Source organism: Acidipila sp. EB88 (assembly GCF_003858395.1).
In the GTDB taxonomy this organism is placed as follows: domain Bacteria; phylum Acidobacteriota; class Terriglobia; order Terriglobales; family Acidobacteriaceae; genus EB88.
The window spans coordinates 1,350,791-1,362,896 of sequence record NZ_QWEV01000005.1; the positions used below are offsets into that span (position 1 = coordinate 1,350,791).

General features: G+C 63.6%; 11 protein-coding genes and 1 pseudogene. 9 read left to right on the top strand and 3 right to left on the bottom strand.

Annotation, left to right across the window (positions count from 1 at the left end):
• The first annotated feature begins 147 nt into the window (after positions 1–147).
• Both D1Y84_RS06500 and D1Y84_RS18390 read left to right on the top strand, forming a co-directional pair.
• Positions 148–2,289: an ATP-dependent DNA ligase gene (locus D1Y84_RS06500; protein ID WP_233581195.1), complete on the top strand. Its 2,142-nt coding sequence runs from the start codon at positions 148–150 to the stop codon at positions 2,287–2,289.
• A gap of 686 nt (positions 2,290–2,975) precedes the next feature.
• Positions 2,976–3,506: pseudogene (locus D1Y84_RS18390) on the top strand (glycosyltransferase family 4 protein); the annotation flags it as partial.
• A gap of 94 nt (positions 3,507–3,600) precedes the next feature.
• Here D1Y84_RS18390 and D1Y84_RS06510 read toward each other — a convergent pair.
• Both D1Y84_RS06510 and D1Y84_RS06515 read right to left on the bottom strand, forming a co-directional pair.
• Positions 3,601–4,581 carry a cation diffusion facilitator family transporter gene (locus D1Y84_RS06510; protein WP_124847792.1) on the bottom strand — a complete coding sequence of 327 codons (981 nt, stop codon included), beginning with the start codon at positions 4,579–4,581 and terminating at the stop codon, positions 3,601–3,603.
• A 99-nt stretch (positions 4,582–4,680) separates the two neighbouring features.
• Positions 4,681–5,160 (bottom strand): hypothetical protein, encoded by a 480-nt coding sequence (locus tag D1Y84_RS06515; protein WP_124847793.1) that lies wholly within the window; start codon positions 5,158–5,160, stop codon positions 4,681–4,683.
• A 169-nt stretch (positions 5,161–5,329) separates the two neighbouring features.
• Between D1Y84_RS06515 and hslV the strand changes: the two genes are divergently transcribed.
• Positions 5,330–5,944, top strand: coding sequence for an ATP-dependent protease subunit HslV (hslV, locus tag D1Y84_RS06520; RefSeq protein ID WP_124847794.1), 615 nt, complete (start codon positions 5,330–5,332; stop codon positions 5,942–5,944).
• 39 nt (positions 5,945–5,983) lie between these two features.
• On the top strand, positions 5,984–7,567 hold the full coding sequence (hslU, locus tag D1Y84_RS06525) for an ATP-dependent protease ATPase subunit HslU (RefSeq protein WP_124847795.1): 1,584 nt from the start codon (positions 5,984–5,986) through the stop codon (positions 7,565–7,567).
• A gap of 86 nt (positions 7,568–7,653) precedes the next feature.
• On the opposite strand, the gene D1Y84_RS06530 is transcribed toward hslU, so the two are convergent.
• Positions 7,654–8,163 (bottom strand): hypothetical protein, encoded by a 510-nt coding sequence (locus D1Y84_RS06530; RefSeq protein WP_124847796.1) that lies wholly within the window; start codon positions 8,161–8,163, stop codon positions 7,654–7,656.
• Positions 8,164–8,379: 216 nt separating this feature from the next.
• On the opposite strand from D1Y84_RS06530, the gene D1Y84_RS06535 reads away from it, so the two are divergent.
• The 5 genes from D1Y84_RS06535 (at position 8,380) to rpmA (ending at position 12,057) form a co-directional block, all read left to right on the top strand.
• Positions 8,380–9,315, top strand: coding sequence for a metallophosphoesterase (locus D1Y84_RS06535; protein ID WP_124847797.1), 936 nt, complete (start codon positions 8,380–8,382; stop codon positions 9,313–9,315).
• A 93-nt stretch (positions 9,316–9,408) separates the two neighbouring features.
• Positions 9,409–9,651 (top strand): hypothetical protein, encoded by a 243-nt coding sequence (locus tag D1Y84_RS06540; RefSeq protein WP_124847798.1) that lies wholly within the window; start codon positions 9,409–9,411, stop codon positions 9,649–9,651.
• Between the two features lie 66 nt (positions 9,652–9,717).
• Positions 9,718–11,136 carry a glycosyltransferase family 39 protein gene (locus D1Y84_RS06545; protein WP_233581197.1) on the top strand — a complete coding sequence of 473 codons (1,419 nt, stop codon included), beginning with the start codon at positions 9,718–9,720 and terminating at the stop codon, positions 11,134–11,136.
• Between the two features lie 286 nt (positions 11,137–11,422).
• On the top strand, positions 11,423–11,755 hold the full coding sequence (gene rplU, locus D1Y84_RS06550; protein WP_124847799.1) for a 50S ribosomal protein L21: 333 nt from the start codon (positions 11,423–11,425) through the stop codon (positions 11,753–11,755).
• 23 nt (positions 11,756–11,778) lie between these two features.
• A complete protein-coding gene (rpmA, locus tag D1Y84_RS06555) occupies positions 11,779–12,057 on the top strand; it encodes a 50S ribosomal protein L27 (RefSeq protein ID WP_124847800.1) in 279 nt (92 codons plus the stop codon).
• Positions 12,058–12,106 lie beyond the last annotated feature (49 nt).

A 12,106-nucleotide genomic window follows, 5' to 3' on the forward strand; every position in this document is an offset into this window, starting at 1 on the left:
CAGCAGCCGGTCGCAGCAGGTTCTGGGGCGCACCAGCGACCGCTACGGCGCCCAACCTCGCTACCGCCCCGAGCGCATGGCAGAGCATCCGGCGCATCTATTCAAGCTGGACCAGAGCGAGTATGCCGCCCTGGCCAGGAGTGCAGGATGACAAACCAGCAAGAATCGGCGGAGATGGAGCAAGCCTTGCACCCTGAAGCACCTGCGTCCAGTACAGAAAGTGTTCTCGAAACCACGCCATCCATTGGCGACGACCCTGCCGCCAGCGCGGCACTGGCAAGCATGGCTCCGGATGCACTGGCCCGGTGGGCGCTTGCCTGCGATGCGCTGGCCGCGACCACCAGGAAGCTTGAGAAGCGCGCCATCCTTGCCGCATACCTCGTCACCCTGCCGCTGGGGGATGCCGCGCGAGCCGCCCTGTACGTCGCAGGGCAGCCGTTTGCGGAGGTGGATCGCCGCAACCTGAACATGGGCGGCTCCCTGCTGAGCAAAGCTGTTGCGCTGCGAACCGGGGCCGATGCCACGGCGCTGACCGCGGCCTTCCGCCGCCACGGCGACATCGGCGCGGCCGCAGCCGACCTGGTGGCGACGCACCGTCCCGAGCCCCCCGAGCCGCCCGCTCCAACCCTGGGTGACCTGGAAGCCATGCTGGGCGAGGTGGCGGTGGCGCGCGGCCCGGCTGCCAAGCTGCGCCTGCTCGAGCGGATGCTCGCGCGCTGCTCCGCCGCGGAGTGCAAGTACCTCTGCAAGCTCATCTCGGGAGACATGCGCATCGGAGTCAAGCAGAGCCTGGTCGAGGAAGCCATTGCCGCCGCTTTCAACCAGGAGGTGGCAGCCGTACGGCACGCCGGGATGCTGCTCGGCAGCCTCCCGGAAGTGGTGCAGCGGGCCGCAGCCGGCACGTTGCAGGAGGCAGCCATGCGCCTCTTTCACCCGCTGGGCTTTATGCTGGCAAGCCCGGTCGACAGTGTGGAAGAAGCCGTAAGCCGCTTTGCCGAAGAGGTCACCGCCGAGCACCGGGCGGAACCTGCTTCTGATCGAGCAGAGTCCGAAGCGAGTGGCGCAACAAGCGAGAGCGACGCGCAGGTCGACGCCGCGTTGGCCGCCGACACCTCACCTGAGCAGTTGCTGCGCGAGGCGCAGCTTGAAGACAAGTACGACGGCATGCGTGCCCAGCTCCACGCAGGCGATCCGCGCGAGAGGGGACGCGTGGGCCTGTTCTCGCGCAATCGTGAGGACCTCAGCGCAGCCTTTCCGGAGCTGATCGAGGCATTCGCCGCGCTGGAGGAGACCGTGATCCTGGATGGCGAGATCCTGGCCTGGAGCCCCGCGCCCGAGGCGCTCCCGAATGAGCCTCCCCTCGACGCAGGCCTGGAAGCGCCATCCGGGCCGGACAGCCAGGATGGACGCGCATTGCCCTTCTCTGCCCTGCAGCAACGGCTCGGGCGCAAGCAGGTTTCCGCCGAGCTTCGTCGCACGCGGCCGGTCGTGTTTATGGCCTTCGACATTCTGTACGCCGACGGACGCCTGCTGCTCGATCAACCACTCTCGGCACGACGGGCCCGCCTGGAACGGTACCTTGCTGAACATGGGCCGTCCTCCGATGGACGAGCTGCCGAGCGCTCCCGGCAGGGTATGCTGTTCGCCGATGAGCAACCGCAGCAGGCACATTTTCCTCGGCTGCTGCTGGCCCCGGCCATCCTGCTCAGGGATGCCGAGCAGCTGGACCGCGCCTACGGAGAAGCACGCGCGCGCGGCAACGAAGGCGTCATGCTCAAGGCAAGCCACAGCCTGTACCAGCCCGGACGGCGCGGCCTGGCATGGCTCAAGCTCAAGCGCGAACTGGCCACACTCGACGTGGTCGTGACGGGCGCGGAGTTCGGCACGGGTCGCCGGGCAGGCTACCTCAGCGACTACACCTTCGCCGTTCGAGGAGCGCCTGATGCCGACGGCGAGCCGGGGCCGCTTCTGAATGTCGGCAAGGCTTACTCCGGTGTGACCGATGCTGAAATGCATGCGCTGTCCGCGCACTTTCACGGAATCACCCTCGAGGAGTTCGGTTCGTTTCGAACGGTCGAGCCGGACACCATTTTCGAGGTGGCGTTCAACAACATCACGCGCTCGAACCGGCACGCCAGCGGCTTTGCTCTTCGCTTCCCGCGCATCCTTCGTATTCGCACCGATAAGCCGTTGAGCGAGATCGATACACTCGCGCGCGTGGAGACGATCTACAACGAGCAGCCGGACCGCCCGGTGGAGCCATCCGAGCCGTTGCCTTCTCGTACCTAAGTCACTGAAAGCAACAAATATAGGGTTTTCGTTTGATGATTTAGCCCTCCGGCGAGTGATATAACCGGCCTGCCTCACCATAAACGCCAGCATTTTTAGGGCGGATCGACAGGTCCAATTTGGCTTCCAAACTGCACCACCTGATGCTTGCAACAGTTGAAAATACTGCTGATCCCATGGCCTGGAGCGGCTCCGCGATTGAAATCAGCGAGGCGCTTTCCAACGCCGTGGAGCGACTCACGATCGTGGATAACCTGCCGGTGAAGAAGCACCCTGTGCATGCAGCGGTACGGCTTGCGCTGGGGCGCTTTCCCAACAACGAGCCGCGGTATCCCCTCTGGATGAGCACGCCGGCGCTGCACGACTTTGCGCAGCGCACCGCCAAGGCGATCGAGCAACATCGGCCGGAAGCACTGCTCTGCATTTCTTCGCAGTGCCTGGTCTACCTGCACGAGTACTACAAGGGCCCGGCGATCCCCGTGTTCTCTTACTCGGACACCCCGTGGATGCTCTTTCTCGAGCTCTACAAGGATTTCTGGCCCTACCCCGTGGGCACCGCACGCTATGCCGCGCGCGAGCGGGCCGCCATCCGACGCTGCACGGGCGCGATTTACGCCACCGAGTGGGCACGGCAGGATGCCATTCGACGCTTTGAGCTGCCGCCCGAGCGGGTGCATGTGCAATCCATGGGCGCATCCTGGATCCCGACGGAGAGCGAGTCAGAGATCGAAGCAACCATCCTGGCACGTCCGCGCAACCGCGTCGACATCCTCTATATCGGCAAAGAGTGGAAGCGCAAATCCGGACCCATGGTGATTGAGATCGCGCGGCAGCTGCGTGCATCCGGCCGCGTGGGCGACGTGAAACTGCACATTGTCGGTGCCAATCCCGAGCTGCAGCCAGGAGACGAGGCGTTCATCCAGGTGTATGGCCTGCTTCGTCGCAGCGACCCGACTGAGTCTGCCCTGCTCCGGAAGCTGTTGTGCGAGTCGCACTTCCTCCTGGTACCCACCAGCGCCGAGTGTTTTGGACTGGTGTTTGCGGAAGCGCAGGCATTTGGCGTACCGCCCATCTCGCGCGCTGTGGGCGCGGTGCCCTCCGTCATTCTCGATGGCGAAACAGGCCTGGTACTGCCAATAGAAGCGGGTGCGGAAGCCTATGTGCAACGCATCCTGGACCTGCTGGCCAATGGCCGCGACGAGTATGTGCGAATGGCGCTGGCTGGCCGCAGGAACTTCCGCCAGCATCTGAACTGGCCGGCATTCGGACAGGGCATTGTGAAAACGATCGGCGAAAGCTTACCGCTGCCGGCTAGTGCGCATGACCATGATGGTCATGTCCATGATGGTGACCCGGATGTGCTGCATGCGCTAGCGCCTCTTCCTGTGCCATCACACAGCCGTGCTCCGTCACGCAGTCACAGTTTTCGAACTGGATCGTAGTGTGCAGAATCTGAAAGCGATCGCGCAGCGCTGACTTCACGCGGTCCAGGATAATGTTGCTTTCAGACGGCGGGATATCCGCGATGCGGATGTGCGTGGCAAGCGCATGCGTCTGTGACCCCAGGGACCACACATGCAGGTCGTGCACATCCTCGACGCCTTCAATGCCGGTCAGCGCGGCGCGGATGGCCGGCAGCGCGATGCCCTCAGGCGTGCCCTCGAGCAGGATATTGAGGGTCTCGCGAGCGATCGAGATGGAGGACCACAGGATCAGGGCAGCGATGGCAAGCGAAAGCGCTGGGTCAATCCAGTTGAGGTGTGTCAGCCGGATGACCAGTCCACCAACAATCACGGCCGCGGTCGACAGGGTATCGCCCAGCATGTGAATAAACACCGAACGCAGGTTCACATCGGAGCCGCCGCCGCTGCGCCCTACCCGCCAGAGCATCGTGGCGATCAGGCCGTTCATCAACACGCCGGCCGCGGCGACCAGCATCATGGGGGTGGAGGCGACCGCTTCAGGGTGCCCCAGCCGGCCCAGCGCTTCGATCGCGATCCAGGTGGAAACAGCCACCAGCGCGAGTGCGTTAAAGAATGCTGCCAGCACGCCGGCGCGCTGGTAGCCGAATGTCTTCGCATCGTTGGCGGGGCGCGCGTTCAGCCACACGGCCACAAACGAAAGCAGCAGTGCCGCCGCGTCCGAGATATTGTGCCCCGCCTCGGAAAGCAGGGACAGCGAGTGCGCGTGCAGACCCACAAAGAAGCACACCGCAACATAGATCAAGGTGGCCGCAAGCGAAACCTGCAGCACCGCCTGCGTCTTGCCCGTGGGTGAGCCGTGGGTATGCATCCACCTCCTAGTTTATGCGGAGACGGCGTTGGCTGCCACGGCGCCTACCACGCGTTGAACACTTGTGGGTGACGCTTGTGCGCGGGGCGGGTGCAGCTTTCAGGAGACGGGCGCGGACCAGCGGCGGCGCGGACTGGATCGACGCACCGGCACGGAGTTGGCGGTGTCTCGCAAACCGATCCAGTTCTCGGCGATCACGATGCTGTTTTCCGGCTGCCGTGTGTCATAGCGGACAGAGCAGGGAAAGCCCACTCGGATATCCGCGATGTTGATCAGGTCCTTCAAAAACGTGATGTCCTGGGAACACTCATACGAGACGCCAGCAATCTCGTACTTGTACAGGATCAACTGCATGCCTTCGGCCCGCTTGGCATCGTAGGCGTCCAGTTCGGTCACATCCAGAACAGTGCCATCGATGATGCGGCCGCCCAGCACCAGGTCCTGGCGACGGATACGCTCCAGCTCTTCTTCGGAGGTGTGCTTGCGCGTAGCCATGTACCAGGCTGCGGCTCCAAGGCAAGCGACCGTTGCAGCCATCGTCGTCAGTACCTGGTGATCGCGCAAGGTAAGCCCACTCATCGCCGTACTCGCTTCGAAAAGGGCACGTCGTGTGCCGGGATAGGTGAAGGATACCCCAAGCGCGCAATCTTTGCGGTAGCGCGGAAGGTGCCGCGAGTACCGTGGCTATACCGCGCAACCGGGCCCGCCTGTTTGACAAGCGCTCTACGCTATACTTGAAAGATTCCCTATGGACAAATCTCCCACCGCAGCACCCGTTCAGCCCAATGATTTCTCTCTGGCAGGTGGGCGTCGTATCCGCAGTACAACGGTGGTCTGTGTCCGGCGCGGCGACTCAGTGGTCATGGCCGCGGACGGTCAGGTAACTCTGGGCGATGCTGTGCTCAAGCACTCCGCCCGCAAGATCCGCCGGCTGTACCAGGACAAGGTACTGGCCGGCTTTGCAGGCTCCACAGCAGACGCGTTCTCCCTGTTCAGCCGCTTTGAGGGCAAACTCGAGCAGTACGCCGGCAATATCGGGCGGGCAGCGGTTGAGCTCGCCAAGGACTGGCGCACCGACAAGATGCTGCGCAACCTTGAAGCGCTGCTGATCGTGGCCGACCCGCAGCAGAGCTTCCTGATCTCGGGCTCGGGCGATGTGATCGAACCGGACGAGGGGATCGCGGCGATCGGTTCCGGCGGCTCCTACGCGCTGGCTGCCGCAAGCGCCCTGTTTGACAACACGGACCTGCCCGCGCGCGACATCGCCGAGAAATCGCTGCGCATTGCCGGCAAGATCTGCATATACACCAATGACACCATCCTGGTGGAAGAGCTGACCGCGCAGGCACCCGAAACCAGGTAACCGTTCTTCCAGCATTTGTACGAGGCTTGCAAGGGACCCATGGCCATCTATTTACCCGGTACCGCGGACGACCAGGAGCTTGCGCTGGAGGACCTTACTCCGCGCGAGATCGTCACCGAACTCGACAAGTATGTGGTGGGGCAGCGCGCCGCCAAGCGCGCTGTGGCGCTGGCACTGCGCAACCGCATGCGTCGGCAAAAGCTCGCTCCGGAGATCGCGGACGAGATCATGCCCAAAAACATCATCATGATCGGGCCCACGGGCGTCGGCAAGACCGAGATCGCCCGCCGCCTGGCCAAGCTCACCAACTCGCCGTTCCTGAAAGTGGAAGCCTCCAAGTTCACCGAAGTCGGCTACGTGGGCCGCGACGTCGAGTCCATCATCCGCGACCTGGTGGAAAACGCCATCGATATGGTGCGCGACGAGAAGCTCGAGGATATTGAAGACAAGGCCGAGTTGAACGCCGAGGATCGCCTGCTCGACCTGCTGCTGCCGCCACTGGCGCCCGCAGCCGAGGTCGCCGTGATGAGCGCTCCTGACGAGAACAAGAACGGCAACTCGGGCGCGAGCGGGGCCAGCGAGGCGATCAGCGCCGCAGCCTCTCCGGCTGCCGCCGATACGGACACGGCCGCGTATACGCGTTCCCGCGACAAGCTACGCGACCAGTTTCGCGAAGGCAAGCTGGACGACCGCCTGGTGGAGATCGACGTACGCGAGCGTCGCGAGCCGCAGATTGAAATTGTCACCAACAACGCGCAGGACGAGTCCGATATGAACCTCAAGGACGTTCTGCCACAGTTGTTCGGCCCGCGCACCAAAAAGCGCAAGATGAAGGTCGCAGAAGCGTTCGACTACCTCGTGCAGGAGGAAGAAGGCCGCCTCATCGATATGGACCAGGTGCAGCGCACCGCGGTCGAGCGGGTCGAGACCTCGGGCATCGTCTTCCTCGACGAGATCGACAAGATCGCCGGCCGCGAAGGCGGACATGGGCCCGACATTTCGCGCGAAGGCGTACAACGCGACATCCTGCCCATCGTCGAAGGCACCACGGTCAGCACCCGCTACGGCATGGTGCGCACCGACTACATCCTGTTCATTGCTGCCGGCGCCTTTCACGTCACCAAGCCGAGCGACCTGATCCCGGAGCTGCAGGGTCGCTTCCCTGTCCGGGTCGAGCTGCACTCGCTCACCGTGGATGATTTTGTGCGCATCCTGACCGAACCCAAGGCCTCGCTGTGCAAGCAATCGATTGCCATGCTCGAAACAGAAGGACTTAAGCTCGAGTTCACGCCGGAAGCGATCCACGAGATGGCCGAGTTTGCTTTCCGCGTCAACGAGCAGACCGAGAACATCGGTGCGCGGCGTCTGCACACCATCATGGAGCGCGTGCTGGACGAAATCTCCTTCCTGGCGCCGGACCTGTTGAAGGCACCCCGCAATGCAGCAGGGGTTTTCGACCTGTCCGTGGCTGCGACGGATGGCGCCTCCACCACGCCGCTGCCGGTGATCGATCGCGAGATCGCGACCGGCCACGAGCGGGTCGTCACCATCGATCCGGAATATGTGCGGCAGATGGTGGCAAGCATCGTCAAGGACCAGGATCTGAGCCGCTACATCCTGTAACTCGAAACACCTGGCCGAGACAACGATGCCCGGGCGCTGAGTCCCGGGCATCGCTACGTTATGGCTGCATTGTGGGCGGGAACCGCTTACATCAGCAGGCGCGGCTCGTTGCGCTGCAGACGGGCGTACACCTCGCGCAGCCCGTGCACGCAGGGCTCAAAGGTCGTGCTGAGGCGGGCGAACAGGGGTGCTTCCCGCTCGTACTCAAACAGGTTGAACTGCGAAACGACCCAGTAACTCTCCTGCCCGGCACGCACCATGGCGTTGAGCCGCTCGGGCGTCGAGGCATGGCGGGGCGCCATCCCGGCGGAGAACAGCAGGTAGTCACCAATGTGTTTGCGCAGGCGTCGCTCCGCGTCAAACGACTCGGCCGTGCCATGGACTGGATCGGAGGCCAGTAGCAGCGCCTCGATATCGCGGACCGGGCGGCCTTCCGCATCGACTACAGGGTAAAGCTTGTCCGTGGAAGAGAACTCGGTGAGGAGGTCAGCGACGTAGGTCCCGATTTCCTGGTCGCCCCGGGGCAGGGCGTCACGAAAGCATTCGCGGACGAGATCGTGGAAGATGCGGCGCAGTGGATGGGTCGGAGAAATCATGGCGAAAGAGCCTCCTTCATCAAAGCAGCTGGGACGTACCGTGCATCGTTCGTGTTTCAAACCATCGCACGGCATTGCGGCCGCGGCAAGAGTGCGTGTTACGTTCGCGTGAATGAGTTGGCAGTCCCGGCGCCGCTCTGCGAGGGGTTATACGGCCAACTGTTCATCATCGCTGCGCAGCACCAGGTGTAAGCTGCCGCTGCGAGGTGCGCCCCGGTGTCCGAAGAGCATGCAAAACAGCCAGCAAAGAAGAGTGCCAAGCCAACCAAGCCGCAGACCAGTGACGCTCCCGCGTTCGGGCAGCCCCAGCCCGGGCCGGATGCAACCGGATTCAAAGTGCCGCATCCGTCCGACGACCCGCTCTACGCCAAGGTCAACACCAAGCTGGTGGAACCATTTCCCGCGCCACGCGGCGGCGAGGAGCCGGTACTGACCCTGGCCGAGATCTGGGGTCCGACCCTTGGCGCCGCAAAAACTGCCGCGATCACCAAGGCCGGGCAGATTGTGTTTCACAGCGTGGGCGACAGCGGCAGCGTCAAGTCGCCTGAGACGGAGTCGCTGGTTGCGGATGCAGCGCAGGCAGACCTGGCGAATTCTCCTGCCGGGGCAGCGCCGGCCTTTCTGTTCCACTTAGGCGACGTGGTCTACAGCTTTGGCGAGGCTCAGTACTACTACGACCAGTTCTACGAGCCGTGGCGCAGCTACCAGGGTCCGATCCTGGGGCTGGCCGGCAACCACGACGGCCCGATTTACACCGGCGACCCTGCGCCCACCCTCGATGCCTACCTGCGCAACTTCTGCGCCGCAACCCCGGTCGTCACTCCGGAGGCAGGCGGGCTGATCCGCACCGCCATGGTGCAGCCGGGCGTCTTCTATACGTTCGAGGCCCCGTTCGTGCGAGTCCTCGCGGTGTACAGCAATGGGCTGGAAGACCCGGGCGTACTCTCCACCGAGGGCGGCACGCGACCCACCCTGGACGACTCGCAACTCACTTACCTCCAGGCCGCGCTCGCCCGCTGCAAGGCTGAGAAGTTTGCGGGCGCTGTGATGATCGCGGTGCATCATCCGCCGTATACCGCGGGCACCACCCATGGCGGCTCGCCGCGCATGTTGCAGGATCTGGACGCGGCTGCGGCGGCAGCCGGCTTCTAGCCACACGCGGTCTTCTCCGGTCACGCACACAACTACCAGCGGTTCACCCGGACGCTCAACCCCGGGACCGCGGGCGCGACCAACGCTCTCTACATGGTCGCGGGCAACGGCGGACACGCGCTGGACGCGATCCGAAAGATCAAGGGCATGGCGATCCGGGTGCCTTTGGTGGTGGACGATACGCTCACGCTCGAGAACTATGACGACAGCCACTATGGCTTTCTCCGGGTGACGGTCGATCCACTGACGCTGCGGATCGAGTACTACCAGGCCGGCACGTCTGCCACCCCGTTCGACGTCGTATCTATCGACCTGGAAACGCGCATCGTCAGCTAGCGCCGCGCCGATGCTGGTTGGGCGCGGCCTGCAGCGGCAGAGTCGCGTCCCACCGGCTGGAGCGAAGTGCTGGCCGACGACAGCTTTGCGACGTCGGGTGCGACGTACAATCCACCTGTGGCCGCCCCTACTCACCCGTTCACGGCTCCCGGTACGTCGCAGGCACGGCCTGATCGACCGGCCGGCCCTTTCTCTGCCCCGTGGTCGCTGTTCTGGATCGCTCTGTTTGTCCGCCTTGCGTACATGACGCTGGCGCACACCTGGCGGGTGCGCCCGTATGGCGACCACTTCCAGTTTGGCTGGGAGATGGCGCGGATCGCCCGCGCGCTGGTTACCGGCTATGGCTACAGCGATCCGTTCAATGGCCACACCGGGCCGACCGCCTGGGTGTGCCCGGCCTACCCGCTGCTGATTGCAGGCACCTTCAAGCTGTTCGGCGTGTACACCAAGCTGTCGGCCTGGGTGCTGCTCGCGATCAACTGCGTGCTCAACGCGCTGATGGTACGCACCACGTGGGAGATTGCGGCGCGCTGCCTGAACGGGAGCGTGGCGCGGTGGTCGGGGTGGCTCTGGGCGCTGTACCCCGCGGCCATGCAGTATGCGGTCAAGTGGATCTGGGAGATGACGCTCTCGGCGTTTCTGTTCTCGTGTGTGCTGGTGCTGGCGCTGCGCATGCGCGGCATCGGCGAGCCGGCGGAGTCGGTCGCGCTCCTCCACCAGACGGCGAAACGGTGGGCGTTGTTCGGGCTGCTCTGGGGAATGATCGCGCTCTCCAACCCCGAGCTGTGCATCATGCTGCCAGTCATGGGACTTTGGATCCTGTTCGGTGCAGGCGCCGCCTGGCCTCGGCAGGTGGGCAACGCAACGCTGGGTGCGGTGCTGTGTCTTGCCCTGATTGCACCTTGGAGCTGGCGCAACTGGACCGTGTTTCACCACTTCGTCCCGCTACGCGGCAACTTTGGCGCAGAGCTCTACCTCGGCAATGGGCCGGGAGCGGTCGGATTGCTCATGGAGTACAACCATCCCGGCGAAAGCTCGGGGCAGCTCCGACTCTACCGGGAGATGGGCGAGGTCGCCTACGTGAAGATGCGGGGCGACGCAGCCAAGGCGGTGATCCGCGCGGACTGGCCGCGGTTCCTGAACCTGAGCGTGCGCCGGGCGTACTTCTTCTGGTTCTCGGTGCCCCACCCTTCGGACGATGCGCCGCTGGTGGAGTATGGACGCAACCTGAACTACCAGTTCGCCTCAATCTGCGGGCTACTTGGGCTGGTCCTTGCGCTGCGCCGCAAAGTGCCGGCGGCTGGGCTGTTTGCCTGGTGCTTCGCGCTGCTGCCGCTGCTGTACTACTTTGTCACGGTGCATGCGCGGTTTCGCCACCCGTTTGAGCCCCTGATTGTTATGCTGGCGGTGTACCTGTTCCAGTCAGCCGAGAAAAGCCGGGAGGTACGGTGGTTCCGCCGGGCAGCGCCCCGCCTGGGCACGTAGCCCGGGAGACTTGCGCGTTCCTCTAGGGACGACTGCCGTGCAAACAGCTCCGCAATAGTTGACCGTGAACCGGCTCACCGCTACACTAAGTAAGTTCGGCGGTTCTGCCTCCTGCTCGCCTACCTGCCTGTGGTTTTGTCATCTTCCAGGCGGCGCGACGCCTTCCAGAGTCACGGAGTTACCGTATCGGGAAGCACGTCAGGGCATGTTTGCATCTGCCAGCTCTATATAGGTTTTTACGACGATCCCGCGCACCCCGTGGGACGGCGATCGAGAGGAAATGCGTATGTACGCGGTGATCCGTACCGGTGGGAAGCAGTATCGCGTGGCTCCAGGCGACGTGGTGAAGGTTGAGAAGGTCGCAGCCGACGAAAATGGCGCGATTGAGTTTGGCGAAGTGCTTGCATTTTCCGGCGAGGCCGGTTCTGTGGCAAAGCCTGCCGAGGGCGCCAAGGTCCTTGCAACCGTAGTAGGCGAAGGCCGCGGCGACAAGATCCTGGTCTTCCACTACAAGCGGAAAAAGCAGTACAAGAAGATGCAGGGCCATCGCCAGGCATTCACGCAGGTAAAGATCAACGAGATCCACGTGGACGGCAAGACCTACGGACCGCAGGCCTAAGCGCCGCATAAAGGAGAGCAACCATGGCACATAAAAAAGGATTAGGAAGCTCTAAAAACGGCCGCGACTCCAATGCACAGCGTCTCGGCGTGAAGAAGTTTGGTGGCGAGCTCGTGAGCGGTGGATCGATCCTGATTCGCCAGCGTGGGACACCGCACAAGCCGGGCCTGAACGTCGGCATCGGCAAGGATGACACCCTGTTCGCCAAGGTGGACGGCTATGTTCGCTTCATCAATCGTGGCGCGCGTGGACGCTTTGTGGCCATTGAGCCACTGGCAGCGGAAGAAGTAGCCGCCGACTAAGCTTGTGACTACAGCTACAAAAACCAGCGCCCATTAGGCGCTGGTTTTG

Coding starts and splice junctions, on each gene's coding strand:
- D1Y84_RS06500 (WP_233581195.1), top strand. CDS start 148: ATGACAAACCAGCAAGAATCGGCGGAGATGGAGCAAGCCTTGCACCCT.
- D1Y84_RS06510 (WP_124847792.1), bottom strand. CDS start 4,581: ATGCATACCCACGGCTCACCCACGGGCAAGACGCAGGCGGTGCTGCAG.
- D1Y84_RS06515 (WP_124847793.1), bottom strand. CDS start 5,160: ATGAGTGGGCTTACCTTGCGCGATCACCAGGTACTGACGACGATGGCT.
- hslV (WP_124847794.1), top strand. CDS start 5,330: ATGGACAAATCTCCCACCGCAGCACCCGTTCAGCCCAATGATTTCTCT.
- hslU (WP_124847795.1), top strand. CDS start 5,984: ATGGCCATCTATTTACCCGGTACCGCGGACGACCAGGAGCTTGCGCTG.
- D1Y84_RS06530 (WP_124847796.1), bottom strand. CDS start 8,163: ATGATTTCTCCGACCCATCCACTGCGCCGCATCTTCCACGATCTCGTC.
- D1Y84_RS06540 (WP_124847798.1), top strand. CDS start 9,409: ATGGTCGCGGGCAACGGCGGACACGCGCTGGACGCGATCCGAAAGATC.
- rplU (WP_124847799.1), top strand. CDS start 11,423: ATGTACGCGGTGATCCGTACCGGTGGGAAGCAGTATCGCGTGGCTCCA.
- rpmA (WP_124847800.1), top strand. CDS start 11,779: ATGGCACATAAAAAAGGATTAGGAAGCTCTAAAAACGGCCGCGACTCC.